Raw genomic sequence first — 14,299 nt, forward strand, 5'->3', positions numbered from 1 at the left:
GCTCCAAGCGTGGGGATGTGAGCTATTTAAAAGTGCACGCCAGTCACGGCGTACTCTAATCTCTTTGTGGCATCGGATGATCGAGCTGTTTACAAGTTATCTCATCCCTTCTTGGGAGGTGTTGTGGAAGGCAATTGCAAAGGGTTACTCGGCCGGTACGCTAGAGATAGACACGTCGTAGATCTTTGCTCGTTCGTATGGTGTTTTTTTTGTACCCGGTTTATTACTTAGTGTGATTGTTAATATAAATTTTTATTTCCGTGAAAAAAAGTCGGAAGCATTACTTCTGCAAAAAACGTAATCTGCAAATGCAAATTTGCATTTTATTTTAGGAGTTATCCGAAGTGATTTATTATGCCGGGAACTGCTGACGACTTCTCACTTACAGCAGAAGGCATCTGTTTCCAGCTGGTCGCCGGGCATTACGACCTATCTGGCATCAGAAAACTGCAATTAACAGGGGGTAGAAACATCGCCCCGCTCAAAATTTCATACGCAACGCTGCCGGCGTCGTACCGAACCAGCGGAGACAGGCCCGGCTTAGCGATCGCTGTTCGCTGTAACCGAGCAGAATTGCCACTTCCGACAAGGGCAGGGCGGGTTGAGCCAGGAACTCGCGCGCCTGGCTCCGTCGAACGCGATCAAGGATTTCGGAGAAGCTGATTTGTTGCTCCTCTAGACGCCGTTGCAGCGTACGCTCGTTCATTGCCAGTTGCTGGGCGATGCTATCCAGGCTGCAGTCGCCATTGGCCAGTTGGCGTGCGATCAGTTCTTCGATTTGTTGGACAAGATCAAGTGGATTGCGTCGAATCAGGTTAGCCACAAAACGCTCGACGGCAACGCGAACATGTGGATTTCCGCTGTCCAGCACCTGTTCGAGGAGTGCTTGGGGAACAATCACGCCGTTACCAGACTGCTGGCACGCCACTTCACATTCAAAGAATTCTTGGTAGCGTGAAAGGGATACGCTGGGAGGGTGCTGAAACACCACCTGCCAGTCAGCGCCAATATCCCCTCTAAGCATGCGTAGGGTCTGGATCAGTAACAAACAGCACATTTCCACAGACTGCCGATGCGCTCCGCAAATTTCCGGAGGCAGTTCGTAACGCAGCCATATGAGTTCCTCGGCGGGCCCGGCTTCCATCCGAAGCGAGGTGCGTGCTACGTGGTAAGGCAGATTGCGCGCGATCGCAATCAGAGCACTGCCCACGGTGTCAGCGCGACGGGCGACCATTGCGATGGGGCCGAGAGCCGAATAATCCTGGCGTTGTGCGAGGAGCATGCCAAAGTCGGGCGCCCCGAGCTGTGCTGCCGCGTTCTCGAGCAGGCTCACTGTGGCGGACATGCTGATCGTCGCTTCCGGTTGCGCGAGCATTTGTGTAGTCAGCCCAACGTCACGAAGCAATACTTCGGCGTCGCCACCGAGTTCCTTGACGAGTTCGGTAAAACCGGTGAGCGCACGAGCGCGCACCAACAGAAGAGAAGTATTCATGTGCGCATGATTAGTGAAATGTCGTCGAATGTCCAATCGATGTCGTCTATTGTCCTATCCCGAAGACCTATTCCGGAACAGCATTCCACTTGGTAAATTCCACACTACAGTCTATTGTGAACCTTGGGTTAAATCCTTCGGTATCACGACATTCGGCTATTGGAGCAAGCGATGAAAAAGCAGTTATTCGGGTTGGCAGTATCCTGTATTGCTTCTCTCGGCCTCATGGGCCTTGCTTCGGCGCAACAGGTCACCGGCGTGCTGGGCTCGCCCAGCGCTACCACGACCATCAGCGGCAAGCAGCTGCCGCCGCCCGACCCGAAGTTCGGCGGGGTGATCAAGGACAGGGCTTCGGAGTCCACAGCATGGTGGCCGCCACGCGTCGTTCCGCCGAAGCGTGCACCCAACGTGCTGCTCATCATGACCGATGACGACGGCTTCGGCTCGCCCAGCACCTTCGGCGGCGTGATCCCGACCCCGGCGCTGGACCGCATCGCGAAGAGCGGCCTGCGTTACACGAACTTCCATTCCACGTCGCTCTGCTCGCCGACGCGCGCGGCGCTGATTACCGGGCGCAACCACCACTCGGTGGGCTTCGGCGTGGTGGGCGAGATCGCAACCGGCTTCCCTGGCTATGACTCGATCATCCCGATCGAGAAGGGCACGATCGGCACGATCCTGAGGGACAACGGCTACGCAACCTCATGGTTCGGCAAGGATCACAATACGCCCTTCTTCGCGAACAGCCAGGCCGGGCCGTTCGAGCAATGGCCGAACGGCATGGGTTTCGAGTACTTCTACGGCTTCGTCGGCGGCGACGCCAGCCAGTGGCAGCCGAACCTGTTCCGCAACACGACGCCGATCTTCCCGTTCCAGGGCAACCCTGGCTGGAACCTGCAAACGGCGATGGCCGACGAGGCAATCCAGTACATGCGACAGTCGAAGGCGCTGGCACCGGAGAAACCCTTCTTCGTCTACTACGTGCCCGGCGCCACGCACGCACCGCATCATCCGACGCCGGAGTGGATCGACAAGATCAGCGCGATGCACCTGTTCGACGACGGCTGGGAGAAGCTGCGCGAGACGATCTTTGCCAACCAGAAGCGGCTCGGCATCATGCCCGCCAACGCTCAGCTGACGCCGTGGCCTGACGGACAGGACATCTACAACGGCGCCAAGCTGCCGCGCTGGGACTCGCTGAGCTGGGAAGAGAAAAAGCTGTTCATCAAGCAGGCGGAGGTCTATGCGGCCTATCAGGCCTACGCCGACAACGAGATCGGCCGTGTCATCCAGGCCGTCGAGGACATCGGTCAGCTCGACAACACGCTGATCATCTACATCAGTGGCGACAACGGGGCGAGTGCCGAAGGCATGGTGAACGGTACGCCCAACGAGTTCACGACCTTCAACGGCATCGCGGTGCCGGTCAAGGACCAGTTCCTCTGGTACGAGTTCTGGGGGTCCGACCGCACCTTCCCGCACTATTCGGCGGCGTGGGCCTGGGCCTTCGACACGCCGTTCAAATGGATGAAGCAGGTACCGTCGCACTTCGGCGGCACAGCACAAGGCATGGCGATCTCGTGGCCCGGTCACATCGGCGATCCAGGCGGCATCCGCCGCCAGTTCCACCACGTCATCGACATCGTGCCGACCATCCTCGAAGCCACTGGTATCCCGGCGCCGCAGACGATCAACGGCGTCAAGCAGCTGCCGATCGAAGGCACGAGCCTGGCCTACACCTGGAACAAGGCCAGCGCCAACGCGCCAACCAAGCACACGACGCAGTACTTCGAGATGCTCGGCAACCGCGCCATCTACCATGACGGCTGGGTTGCGGCGACGACACCGGTAACGCTGCCCTGGGAGCTCTCCACCAAGCCGCCGCCGGATGTGATCACCGGCTACAGGTGGGAGCTCTACAACGTGATGGACGATCCCACGCAGAACAACGACCTCGCGGCGAAGATGCCTGACAAGCTCAAGCAGATGCAGAACATCTTTTATCTGGAGGCAGCAAAGTACAACGTTCTGCCGCTCGACAACACGACGCTGGCGCGCTGGAACGCGCCGAAGCCGAGCCTGACCGCCGGACGCACGGAGTTCACCTACTCGGGCACGCTGGCCAACGTGCCCGGCAGCACGGCGCCGCACATCCTGAACAAGTCGTACACCATTACCGCCCAGGTCACCATCCCTGCGGGTGGTGCCGAAGGCATGATCGTCACCCAGGGTGGCCGTTTCGGTGGCTACGGGCTGTTCCTGAGCAAAGGCGAACTCGGGATCGGCCGGGGCAAGGTGGTGTTCCTCTACAACCTGCTCGACCTGAAGCGTACCATCTGGGAGGGGCCGGAACTGAGCCCGGGCAAACACACCATCGTCTTCGACTTCAAGTCCGCCGAGCCGGGTCTGGGCAAGGGCGGCACCGGCGTGCTCAGCGTGGACGGCAAGGAAGTGGCGCGTAACTCGATGCCCAACTCCACGCCGATCACCTTTGCCGAGGACGAGACCTTCGACGTCGGTCTCGACACACGCACCGGCGTCGCGATGATCGAATATCGCTACGATTCCCCGTTCAAGTTCACCGGCACGATCGACAAGCTGACCTTCAAGCTCGAACCGGAGCAGCACGCGGCGGCCGCGTCAGGGACGGCCAAGAATGCGCAAAAACGCTAACGGCTATCGGTCATGCAAACCGGGGCGTCGGGACGAGCGCCAACGTATTATCGCGGCCATGCCATGAAAGGGGCGATGATCTTCGCTGCAGTCGGTGAAGCATCAACTGGCTTGGCGTTGCTGATCGTTCCGGCTCTGGTCGGGCGGCTTTTGCTGGGCGAGGAGTTGACCGGCATCGCCATCCCGGTCGCCCGGGTGGCGGGCATCGCGCTGGTCGGGTTGGGGATGGCCTGCTGGCCAGGCACCCCACGCGCCGGCATGTTGACCTACAGCGCAGCCGTCACACTGTATCTCGCCTACCTCGGCTTCACGGGCAGTTCGACCGGCCCGCTGCTGTGGCCGGCGGTCGTTCTGCACATCATCCTGACGGCGTTGTTGATTTGGGGATAATTGAACCGCCGTTGATCGCTTGTTCCATGTATGACTTCCGCTTATGCGGGGAATCCGGATTCCCGCTGGGTGCCCGGCTTCGCGGGACGACCGGATTGATTGGGGGGGCCATGTTGAAACATCGACGTCTGTTCAAGGACGGACGGGGTCCATCCACAGACTTTATTGGAGAAAGTACCATGAAAAATCGCTTGTCACCGCTTGCAATCGCCCTTTGTCTCACCGCGCCGCTGGCCACTGCCGCCGAGTTCTCCTGGGATCCGCTGCAGGATGTCGAGAACGTCCTGCCCGCGGGGGTGCCCAACGAAGGCAAGATCATCCAGGCCCGGCACCAGGTCCGGGAAATGGCTCAGGATGCGCTGGCCACGCTGTACGAAATTCAACCCGGCGCACAGCGCGCCATAGCGAATGCCGCAGGCTACGCGGTGTTCAGCACCTTCGGGATCAAGCTCTTCTTTGCCGGCGGCACGACAGGCAAGGGCATGGTCGTCAACCAGCGCACCAGCCGCCAGACCTTCATGCAGATGGCGCAGGTGCAGGGCGGGCTGGGATTCGGCGTCAACAAGAATCGCCTGATCTTCGTTTTCGCCACCGAACAGGCCTTGCGGAACTTCATCAACCAAGGCTGGGAGTTCGGTGCCCAGGCCAACGTCTCGATGATGGCCGACGGTCAGGGCGGCATGTTCTCCGGAGCCGCCTCAGTCGCCCCCGGCGTCTATCTCTACCAGTTGACCGAAACCGGTCTCTCCGCCACGCTCACCGTGTCGGGTACCAAGTTCTTCAAGGATTCCACTCTCAATTGAGTTTCGGGAGCGTTTCCGAAGTTCAGTGCATGGCGGGTGTCATGAATTGCCAACCGTCTTCATGAACCAATCGCAGGAGAATCAATCGAGATGAAAATACGTGCTCCAGCGGCGTCGACCGCAATGCAAGAATGCAGCGTACATCCGTGGCAATGTCGCCTCGGGCTAACTGGAAGATAGACATGCCAAAAAGAAAGCCAAATCCATTTGCACGTTTGTTCGGCGGTGCCGTGCTTGCCGCCACAGTCCTCTTCGGCGGCGCTGCCGTGGGCCAGGAAAAGCCCGCCGAAGCGCCAGCGACTGCACCCGTGCAGCAGTTCAAGGACGAACGCGCACTCAACCTGCTGAAAGGCATGAGCGATACGCTGGCCAAAGCGCAAACCCTGAACGTCAAGGTGCGCAGCCTGATTCCCTTTGCCACTCCCTCCGGGCAGCAGATCAGTCTGTTCGGGGCTTCGCGCGTGGCGATGCAACGGCCCGACAAGTTGTTCGTCGAGTCCCGTGGCGAGCTCTTCCCGCACAACCTCTATTTCAATGGCAAGACGGTGACGGCCATCGGCATCGAAAAGCGGTTCTATGCGCAGCAGCCAGCAGCGGCGAGCACGGTTGAGGCGTTGCTCGAGAAGGAACACCCAGGTTCGGATGCGCTGGCGCCTTTCGTCGATCTGCTCGTTGCCGACCCCTTCACCCGACTCACCCAGGATCTTTCGAGTGCGCTGCTGGTTGGTCAATCGACCCTTGATGCGGTCAACACTGATCATTTGGCATTTTCCGGTGCCGGGGTCGACTGGGAAATCTGGATCGGCACCAAGGACAAGCTGCCGCGCCTGATGGTCGTGCATTATCGGGGCGGGGAACGTCAGCCAACCTTCACGACGACATTCTCGGACTGGAAACTTGGTGCGCCGATCGCGGCCCAGACTTTCAACGCCAACATCCCGAAGGATGCGGTGAAGATCGACTTCAAGCTTCCCATCCTTCAGCAATCCAAATGAGCGGCCAAAGGAGCAATGCGATGAAACAGATCAAGATACTCGCCCTGGGAATCGCCGCCACTGCCGGCGCACTCGTTCCCCTGGCCGATGCCAACGCCTGGGTTGCAGCAGGTCGTGGTTATGGCGGCCGCGGATTTGTTGCGGCTGGTGGCTACCACGGCGCCTATTACCATCCCGCTTACCACCCTGCCGGATGCTACGGCTGCGGCGCGGCGGCCGGTGCCGTCGCCGGGATGGCGATTGGCGCCGCGGTTGCCAGCGCGGCGCGACCCACCACGGTCGTCGTCGCCCAACCCGCTTACGTGGCTACGCAGCCGGTTTATGTCGCCCAGGGCAATGTGCCGATCGGCACCCAATACGCGGCGTTGCCGTCCGGAGCGCAGAGCATGGTGATAAATGGCGTGAACTATTACCAGAGCGGACCGACCTGGTACAAGCCGTATTTCGGATCAAGCGGTGTCTACTACGAGGTGGTACCGGCACCGTGACATACAACTCCCGGCCGCACAGCGGCTGGGGATTTCTTGTCAGGAAGGGAAACTGTCGTGTGGTGGATCAGCTATCGTGGCGAAGGCCGTCACGGTCTCGAGAACGTCGGCGTATTCAACGATGACGGCACACCGCGGCAGAAGCATCCCTTGCTGCTCGACGACTCGCTGTGAATGGCGGTCAAAAAGCGCGTAATTCTGGCGCAGCGTTTTTTCCAGGCCCGAAAAATGCTTTCGCGCTGCACCGAAGAAGCGCTTTGTAGCCGAGTCAAGGGCAGGCTGCGGCCTTATGCAGCCTGGCGAAGCGCACCTTTTACGCGGCGTAGGAGCGATATGCTGGGCGTGCCAGTAAATAGTGTCTGGCAGAACAAGCCGTTTCTTGGACAGTCGGGGGCGTTCAGCGGCGCAAAAAATTGTGCGCGAATGCATTCTCCTTGCACTCGCTCGACTTTTCGTATGCGGTATGCGGACACGAACATCCGGATGTCTGTGCTTAGACGGCCAGCAGCATGCCACCGACGTCTTTCAGCGTTCCGACTCGGATCAGGTCGCGGACCAGCCATTGCGCCAGCACCTCGTTGCTGTGGTTCAGATAACGTGCGTTGACACTCTGGCAGAAGCTGAGGCTGGCGAGGAAGTCCGGGAGATCGGCGCGCAGCAGTTGCCGTCTCTCCAGCAAGGCAAAAGCAAGAATGACCCGGAGGGCATGTCTGGCCAGCAGCTCGACATTCTGTTCGAAGGTGGCCAGCCGCTGGTAGGCGCGCTCGAAGGCATCGGCCACCTCGACGAAAGGCGCACCGTGGCCGGGGATCACCCCATCGATCGGCAGGCGCGCCAGTACGTCGAGCGTTTCACGCGCGGCCTTCAGACCCCCCGCATCCTCCGGATGGCCCAGCAGTTCCGAGAAAATCACCCCGAAGCCGTTGCGCCACAGGGCATCACCGGAGATCAGCAGGCGCCGCTCCGGGTTGTGAAAGGCCAGCGCATCCATGTCATGGCCGGGAACCGCAATCGCACGCCAGTTGAGCCCGCCGAGTTCGACTTCATCGCCGGCAGCGATCGTTGCATCATGGCAAAAGCGCGCGCCCGACTGGCCGAGCGGCGAGAGCAGCAAGGCCTCTTCGTCCCACTCGGCAATCGTCGCGTCGATACCCTGGGGAACGATGACCTGGCAGCCGAAGGCGCGGGTCACTGCCGCATTGCCCCCGATATGGTCGGAATGCGAGTGGGTATTCAGCAGTCGCGTCAGGCGGCGACCGGCCAGCGCGTGTTCGAGCAGAGCGACCGTCTGTGCGGCATGCGTCACGTAGCCACTGTCGATCAGCGCCGCCTGCTCTCCTTCGAGGAAGACGATGTTGTTCGACGACAGCCAGCCGCGTTCAAGAACCAGCAGGCTATCGGGAAGCATCAGTCTGGATCTGGCGAGTCGTTGTTCGGAAAGGCGTCATAGATTGGCTCGCGGCGCAGTTCCTCGACGACGATTCCTTGCGTGATCAGCGAGACCGGCAGCGGCGGACGACCGCAGCCAAGGCAGTAACCGGAATCCGGGTCGGGCATGCAGATGCCGACGCAGAAATATTCTTCTTCAGATTCGTTCATGATCAACGATCGCAATCCGCGCGGAAATCACCACCCGACGCACAGCCTTCCGGGTCGTGTTCGAACCGCCGATGCTCGACGGCCAGTAGAATCCGCAGGCGCTGGTCATCGGAGGCGCGGCTCCAGACGGCAATTTCCTCGATCGTCCGGAAGCAACCCAGACAGCAGCCGGTTTGCTCGTCCATCCGGCAGACATTGATGCACGGCGAGGCAAGCGTTTGCGTCACGACCGTAGCTGCAGCAGCGCTCATCGGGTGTTCTGCCTGGCGAGCAAGGCGCGCGCCACTTTCGACGCCGGTTCGCGGCCCAGGTGATGCGCAATGAACTGGCTGGCGACCAGCAATTTTTCCATATCGACTCCGCATTCAATGCCCAGGCCCTGCAGTAAATGGACGACATCCTCGCTGGCGACGTTGCCGCTGGCGCCGACGGCATAAGGGCAGCCGCCGAGTCCGGCGATCGAACTGTCAAACACCGCCATGCCGAGTTCGAGCGAGGCGTAGATGTTGGCAATGGCCATCCCGTAGGTGTCATGGTAATGCCCCGCCAGCTTCTCGATCGGCACCACCGCCGCGCAGGCCTGGATCATTCGCTGGATCGATGCCGGCGTGCCGGCACCGATGGTATCGCCGAGAGAGACTTCGTAGCAACCCATTTCGAGGAGTCGCTCGGCGACCCACGCGCTTTTCACCGGATCGACGGCGCCTTCGTAGGGGCAGGCGACGACGCACGATACATAGCCGCGTACCTTGACCTCGAGTGCGCTGGCGGCATCGACGACGGCAGCGAAGCGCTTCAGGCTCTCGGCGATGCTGCAGTTGATGTTCTTCCGCGAGAAGGTCTCCGAGGCCGCAGCGAAAATCGCGACTTCCTGCGCGCCGGCTTCGACGGCCGCGTCGAAACCCTTGAGGTTGGGGGTCAACACCGGGTAGGAGGGCTGCGGCCAACGTCGCGGGCTCGCCAGCAAGGCGCGCAGCACCTCGGCGCTGTCGGCCATCTGCGGCACCCACTGCGGCGAGACGAAAGAGGTGGCCTCGATGGCCGACAGTCCGGCATCGGCAAGACGTTCGATCAGTTCGACCTTGATCGCCGTCGGAACGATCGCTTGCTCATTCTGCAAGCCGTCGCGTGGCCCGACCTCGACCAGTTTCACTCGCTGTGGCAGGGTCATGGCTCGACCTCGAAATCGACCAGTTCGGCAGCATCGGCGACCTGGTCGCCGGCGGCGTAGTGGAAGGCCTGGACGCGGCCGTTCTTCGGCGCGGTAATCGTGTGTTCCATCTTCATTGCTTCGAGAATCAGGAGCGGCGCGCCCTTGTCCACCCGCTGTCCGACCGCGGCCAGCAAAGCGATGACCTTGCCCGGCATCGGTGCGGTCAGACCACCGCCATGCGCCCCTCCTGCTTCGACGAGGTGCAACGGATCGTCGCGCAGGATGACGTAATTGGTGCCATTGAGAAAAACGTGGCGTTCCTGCTTTTCGGTGACCGCGACGACACTCGCCACCAGGCGTCGATCGTCGAGTTCGACCGCCAGTTGCCCGGCAAACTGGCCGCTGTCGAGGATGCGGCCGCGCGCGAGGACCGACTCGTTGCCGAGAGTCAAGCGCCAGCCATCGGCGGCGTAGGCGACGATGACTTCATGCCGGGTATCCCCGCTACGGTAGGTGAGCGTGCGTCGCGGCTGGATGTTCAGACGCCAACCGTCGTGCAGACTCCACGGCGACCAGGGGTCGCCCGAGTGGCTGGCCCTGGCGAGCGCTGCCGCGTATTCGCGCAGCAAACCGGCGACGGCGGCGACGAAGAAGACGCTGCTCGGAGGATCGCTTTGTGCCGGAAAGAGGAAGTCGCGGCTGCGCTCGATCAGAGCGGTATCGAGATCGGCGTTGGCAAAAGCCGGGCAGGCCACCAGCCGTGAAAGGAAGTCGATGTTGGTACTGACCCCGACGATGCGGTAATCGGCCAGCGCCTGCCGCATGCGCGCCAGCGCTGCATGCCGGTCGACGTCCCAGACGATCAGCTTGGCAATCATCGGGTCGTAGTAAGGCGTGATCTCGTCACCCTGTTCGATTCCGGTATCGACGCGGACGTTGAGGCTCTCGGCAGGCCGCGCCAGATGCAGCAGGCGGCCCGTCGATGGCAGGAATTCCTGGTCAGGATTCTCGGCGTAGATGCGCGCTTCCAGCGCGTGCCCGCGAATGTCGAGCTGTGCCTGGCGCAGCGGCAGGGGCTCGCCGCTGGCGACGCGCAACTGCCACTCGACGAGATCCTGCCCGGTGATCATCTCGGTCACCGGATGCTCGACCTGCAGGCGGGTGTTCATCTCCATGAAATAGAAGCTGCCGTCCTGCGCGAAGGTATCGCTGGCGATGAACTCGACGGTACCGGCGCCGACGTAACCGACCGCCAGGGCAGCGTCAACGGCGGCCTGGCCCATGGCGGCGCGGCGCGCCGGCGTCATTCCTGGTGCCGGCGCCTCTTCGAGCACTTTCTGGTGGCGGCGCTGCACCGAGCAGTCGCGTTCGAAGAGATGCAGGCAATTGCCCTGCGTATCGGCAAAAATCTGGATCTCGATGTGCCGCGAACGGCGCAGGTATTTTTCGATCAGCACCTGCTCGGAGCCGAATGACGAAATCGCTTCGCGCTGGCACGAGGCCAGCGCGGCGGCGAAATCGTCGCTCCTTTCGACCAGACGCATGCCCTTGCCGCCCCCGCCGGCAGCCGCCTTGATCAGCACCGGATAGCCGATGGCGTCGGCCTGAGCGTGCAGGAAAACGGGTTCCTGCTCATCACCGTGGTAACCCGGAGTCAGGGGAACGCCGGCAGCGGCCATCAGCGTCTTGGCGGCGGACTTCGAACCCATGGCGCGAATTGCCGCGGCTGGCGGGCCGATGAAAACGACCCCGGCGGCCGCACAGGCATCGGCGAAGCGGTCATTCTCGGAGAGAAAGCCATAGCCCGGATGCACCGCCTGTGCGCCGGTACGCCTGGCGGCGTCGAGTATCCGATCGGTGCGCAGATAGGATTCGCGAACCGCAGCCGGACCGATGCACACCGCCTCGTCGGCGAGGCGCACGTGCCGGGCGTTGGCATCGGCTTCGGAAAAAACGGCGACGCTGCGCACCCCCATGCGGCGGGCGGTACGGATCACGCGACAGGCAATCTCGCCGCGATTGGCAATCAGAATCTTGGTAAACATTGCACAAAACCTTTCGCTCGCTGCAAGCATGCGGACCGTATCCGGGTGGCCGCCATTTCAGTCGGCCACCCAGTTGGGCTGCCGCTTTTCGAGAAACGCCGCCAGACCTTCCCTGCCTTCGGGGCTGGCACGAACGCTCGTAATCCGCTGTGCCGTCTCTTCGATGGTCTCTTCGTCGATCGGCTGGCCGGCAACGATGCGAATCAGCGCCTTGCACTCGGCTTGCGCGCGCGGGCCGTTGGCGAGCAGACTGTCGAGGATCTCGGCGATCGCATCGTCGAGTTGCTCCTCACCGGGAACGAGTTCGTGCAACAGGCCAATCCGGTAGGCCTCGGCAGCCGAAAAGCGCTCGGCAGTCAGCATGTAGCGACGGCTGTAGCGCTCGCCGATCGCCGCCAGCACGTACGGGCTGATCACTGCCGGCACGATTCCCAGCTTCACTTCGCTGAGCGCAAACACCGCATCGTAGGTTCCGATCGCAATGTCGCAGGCGGCGATCAGCCCGACGCCACCGCCGTATGCCGGGCCCTGCACGCGCGCCAGCGTCGGCTTCGAGAGTTCGTTGAGCGTCGACAACAACTCCGCCAGCCTTTTCGCGTCGAGCAGGTTTTCCTCGGGAGTGCAGTCGGCGACACGCTTCATCCAGTTCAGATCGGCGCCGGCGCAGAAGCTTTTTCCGGTCGACGACAGCACGACGGCGCGAACACGCGCGTCCGCCTCGAGTTCGCGCAGGCCTTCGGTGATCTCGGCGATCAGTTGCTCATCGAAAGCGTTGTGCCGCTGCGCCTTGTTCAGCGTCAGGATGCCGACGTTGCCGTCGATTTCGGTGAGAATCGATTGATACTCGCTCATCATGACCCCTTACATGCGGAAAATGCCGAACTTTGTCGCTTCGGCGTCGGCGTTCAGCGCCGCCGACAGACCGAGTCCGATCACCCGCCGGGTATCGGCCGGGTCGATCACGCCGTCGTCCCAGAGGCGGGCGCTGGCGTAGTAGGGATGACCCTGCAATTCGTACTGTTCGCGGATCGGCGCCATGAAGGCCTCTTCGTCGTCAGCACTCCAGGCTTTGCCGGCGGCTTCGAGGCCATCGCGCCTGACGGTTGCCAGCACCTTCGCCGCCTGCTCGCCGCCCATCACCGAAATGCGTGCATTCGGCCACATCCACAGGAAACGCGGCGAGTACGCCCGACCACACATGCCATAGTTGCCGGCACCAAAGGAACCGCCGATGACCACCGTGAACTTCGGCACCCTGGCGCAGGCGACGGCGGTCACCATCTTGGCACCATCGCGGGCGATGCCGCCGTTTTCGTACTTGCGGCCGACCATGAAGCCGGTGATGTTCTGCAGGAAGAGCAGCGGGATGCCGCGCTGCGCGCAGAGTTCGATGAAATGCGCAGCCTTCAGCGAAGATTCCGAGAACAGGATGCCGTTGTTGGCGACGATGCCTAGCGGATAGCCCCAGAGGCGTGCGAAACCGCAGACGATCGTCGTCCCGTAGCGTGCCTTGAATTCGTCGAAGTCGGAGCCATCGACGATGCGGGCGATGATCTCGCGAACGTCGAAGGGCTTCCTGGCGTCGGTAGGGATCACGCCATACAGTTCTTCGGCCACGTAGACCGGCTCACGCGGTTCGGCGAGGCTCAATGGCGGATGCTTGCGCCAGTTGAGGTTGCCGACGATGCGGCGGGCGATCGCCAGCGCATGCGCGTCGTTTTCCGCGTAGTGATCGACGACGCCGGAAATGCGCGTATGTACATCGGCGCCGCCGAGATCCTCGGCAGTCACCACCTCGCCGGTCGCTGCCTTGACCAGCGGCGGCCCGCCGAGAAAGATCGTTCCCTGGTCCTTGACGATGATCGACTCGTCGGACATCGCCGGCACGTAGGCACCGCCAGCGGTACACGAACCCAGCACGGCGGCGATCTGCGGGATGCCGGCCGCCGAAAGATTGGCCTGATTGTAGAAGATGCGGCCGAAATGTTCCTTGTCGGGAAAGACCTCGTCCTGCATCGGCAGGAAAGCGCCTCCCGAATCGACCAGATAGATGCACGGCAGGCGGTTCTCGCCGGCGATCTCCTGCGCGCGCAGGTGTTTCTTGACCGTCAGCGGGTAATAGGTGCCGCCCTTCACCGTCGCATCGTTGGCAACGATCATGCACTCGACGCCATGGACGCGGCCGATGCCGGTGATCAGCGAGGCCGCCGGCACCTCGAAAGGATGGGCCTCGCCATACATGCCATAGGCAGCGAGTTGTGACAGCTCCAGGAAAGCCGAACCGGGATCGATCAGCGCATTGACCCGCTCACGCGGCAGCAGCTTGCCGCGTGCCAGGTGCTTCTGGCGTGCCGCTTCCGGACCGCCGAGAGCGATTCGGTCGACCGTCGTACGCAAGTCGGCGACGACGCTGCGCATCGCTTCGACGTTGGCCTGGAAGTCGTCGCTGCGAGGATTGAGCTGCGTTTGCAGAACTGGCATCAGAAACCTCCGCTGGCCAGCCAGCGCTCGACTGGTTTCTCCGAAGCCAGGTCGCCATAGGGGGAGGTGAAGTCGAAATAGAACTCGATTGGCTGCGACATGAATGCTTCTCCTGCTTTGGGTGAATGTCGGTGATCCCTTGCCTGTTCCGCTCAGATGAGGATCATAGCGCCTGACAGC

General features: G+C 61.8%; 13 protein-coding genes. 5 read left to right on the plus strand and 8 right to left on the minus strand.

All coding sequences use genetic code 11. The annotated features are described in order from the left end of the window. Positions 1-481 precede the first annotated feature (481 nt). Positions 482-1,528 carry an AraC family transcriptional regulator gene (locus E4Q08_RS20605; protein ID WP_169071754.1) on the minus strand — a complete coding sequence of 349 codons (1,047 nt, stop codon included), beginning with the start codon at positions 1,526-1,528 and terminating at the stop codon, positions 482-484. A gap of 189 nt (positions 1,529-1,717) precedes the next feature. Here E4Q08_RS20605 and E4Q08_RS20610 point away from each other — a divergent pair, with 189 nt between their 5' ends. The 5 genes from E4Q08_RS20610 (at position 1,718) to E4Q08_RS20630 (ending at position 6,841) form a co-directional block, all read left to right on the plus strand. Further along, a complete protein-coding gene (locus E4Q08_RS20610; protein WP_248595045.1) occupies positions 1,718-4,165 on the plus strand; it encodes an arylsulfatase in 2,448 nt (815 codons plus the stop codon). 63 nt (positions 4,166-4,228) lie between these two features. Continuing rightward, positions 4,229-4,555: a hypothetical protein gene (locus E4Q08_RS20615; RefSeq protein WP_169071780.1), complete on the plus strand. Its 327-nt coding sequence runs from the start codon at positions 4,229-4,231 to the stop codon at positions 4,553-4,555. Positions 4,556-4,734: 179 nt separating this feature from the next. Next, the gene (locus tag E4Q08_RS20620; RefSeq protein ID WP_169071756.1) at positions 4,735-5,358 is read left to right on the plus strand and encodes a lipid-binding SYLF domain-containing protein; all 624 of its coding nucleotides are present in this window, start codon (positions 4,735-4,737) and stop codon (positions 5,356-5,358) included. Positions 5,359-5,540: 182 nt separating this feature from the next. Then, positions 5,541-6,353: a DUF2092 domain-containing protein gene (locus E4Q08_RS20625; protein WP_169071757.1), complete on the plus strand. Its 813-nt coding sequence runs from the start codon at positions 5,541-5,543 to the stop codon at positions 6,351-6,353. 20 nt (positions 6,354-6,373) lie between these two features. Next, positions 6,374-6,841 (plus strand): hypothetical protein, encoded by a 468-nt coding sequence (locus E4Q08_RS20630; protein ID WP_169071758.1) that lies wholly within the window; start codon positions 6,374-6,376, stop codon positions 6,839-6,841. Positions 6,842-7,334: 493 nt separating this feature from the next. Here the strand turns inward: E4Q08_RS20630 and E4Q08_RS20635 are convergent, their stop codons facing one another. Genes E4Q08_RS20635 through E4Q08_RS20665 form a run of 7 tightly spaced genes read right to left on the minus strand, consistent with a single transcriptional unit; the run spans position 7,335 to position 14,119 of the window. Continuing rightward, complete coding sequence (locus tag E4Q08_RS20635; RefSeq protein ID WP_169071759.1) at positions 7,335-8,249, minus strand: MBL fold metallo-hydrolase; 915 nt, start codon at positions 8,247-8,249, stop codon at positions 7,335-7,337. Beyond that, a complete protein-coding gene (locus E4Q08_RS20640) occupies positions 8,249-8,440 on the minus strand; it encodes a DUF1289 domain-containing protein (RefSeq protein ID WP_169071760.1) in 192 nt (63 codons plus the stop codon). Before E4Q08_RS20640 ends, E4Q08_RS20635 begins: the two co-directional genes overlap by 1 nt. A gap of 2 nt (positions 8,441-8,442) precedes the next feature. Then, positions 8,443-8,691, minus strand: coding sequence for a DUF1289 domain-containing protein (locus tag E4Q08_RS20645; protein WP_169071761.1), 249 nt, complete (start codon positions 8,689-8,691; stop codon positions 8,443-8,445). Further along, positions 8,688-9,611 carry a hydroxymethylglutaryl-CoA lyase gene (locus E4Q08_RS20650; protein ID WP_169071762.1) on the minus strand — a complete coding sequence of 308 codons (924 nt, stop codon included), beginning with the start codon at positions 9,609-9,611 and terminating at the stop codon, positions 8,688-8,690. The genes E4Q08_RS20645 and E4Q08_RS20650 overlap by 4 nt, the downstream gene beginning before the upstream one ends. After that, on the minus strand, positions 9,608-11,638 hold the full coding sequence (locus tag E4Q08_RS20655) for an acetyl/propionyl/methylcrotonyl-CoA carboxylase subunit alpha (RefSeq protein ID WP_169071763.1): 2,031 nt from the start codon (positions 11,636-11,638) through the stop codon (positions 9,608-9,610). The genes E4Q08_RS20650 and E4Q08_RS20655 overlap by 4 nt, the downstream gene beginning before the upstream one ends. Before the next feature lie 57 nt (positions 11,639-11,695). Then, positions 11,696-12,490, minus strand: coding sequence for an enoyl-CoA hydratase/isomerase family protein (locus tag E4Q08_RS20660; RefSeq protein ID WP_169071781.1), 795 nt, complete (start codon positions 12,488-12,490; stop codon positions 11,696-11,698). A gap of 9 nt (positions 12,491-12,499) precedes the next feature. Beyond that, positions 12,500-14,119 carry a carboxyl transferase domain-containing protein gene (locus E4Q08_RS20665; RefSeq protein ID WP_169071764.1) on the minus strand — a complete coding sequence of 540 codons (1,620 nt, stop codon included), beginning with the start codon at positions 14,117-14,119 and terminating at the stop codon, positions 12,500-12,502. Positions 14,120-14,299: the final 180 nt, after the last annotated feature.

The sequence above is a fragment of the Candidatus Accumulibacter contiguus genome (genome assembly GCF_012940005.1).
Taxonomy (GTDB): Bacteria; Pseudomonadota; Gammaproteobacteria; order Burkholderiales; family Rhodocyclaceae; genus Accumulibacter; species Accumulibacter contiguus.

Excerpts from the sequence above, each read along its gene's own strand:
- E4Q08_RS20635 (WP_169071759.1), bottom strand. The coding sequence starts at position 8,249 with ATGCTTCCCGATAGCCTGCTGGTTCTTGAACGCGGCTGGCTGTCGTCG.
- E4Q08_RS20625 (WP_169071757.1), top strand. The coding sequence starts at position 5,541 with ATGCCAAAAAGAAAGCCAAATCCATTTGCACGTTTGTTCGGCGGTGCC.
- E4Q08_RS20665 (WP_169071764.1), bottom strand. The coding sequence starts at position 14,119 with ATGCCAGTTCTGCAAACGCAGCTCAATCCTCGCAGCGACGACTTCCAG.
- E4Q08_RS20660 (WP_169071781.1), bottom strand. The coding sequence starts at position 12,490 with ATGAGCGAGTATCAATCGATTCTCACCGAAATCGACGGCAACGTCGGC.
- E4Q08_RS20645 (WP_169071761.1), bottom strand. The coding sequence starts at position 8,691 with ATGAGCGCTGCTGCAGCTACGGTCGTGACGCAAACGCTTGCCTCGCCG.
- E4Q08_RS20655 (WP_169071763.1), bottom strand. The coding sequence starts at position 11,638 with ATGTTTACCAAGATTCTGATTGCCAATCGCGGCGAGATTGCCTGTCGC.
- E4Q08_RS20630 (WP_169071758.1), top strand. The coding sequence starts at position 6,374 with ATGAAACAGATCAAGATACTCGCCCTGGGAATCGCCGCCACTGCCGGC.
- E4Q08_RS20610 (WP_248595045.1), top strand. The coding sequence starts at position 1,718 with ATGGGCCTTGCTTCGGCGCAACAGGTCACCGGCGTGCTGGGCTCGCCC.
- E4Q08_RS20620 (WP_169071756.1), top strand. The coding sequence starts at position 4,735 with ATGAAAAATCGCTTGTCACCGCTTGCAATCGCCCTTTGTCTCACCGCG.
- E4Q08_RS20615 (WP_169071780.1), top strand. The coding sequence starts at position 4,229 with ATGAAAGGGGCGATGATCTTCGCTGCAGTCGGTGAAGCATCAACTGGC.
- E4Q08_RS20640 (WP_169071760.1), bottom strand. The coding sequence starts at position 8,440 with ATGAACGAATCTGAAGAAGAATATTTCTGCGTCGGCATCTGCATGCCC.
- E4Q08_RS20650 (WP_169071762.1), bottom strand. The coding sequence starts at position 9,611 with ATGACCCTGCCACAGCGAGTGAAACTGGTCGAGGTCGGGCCACGCGAC.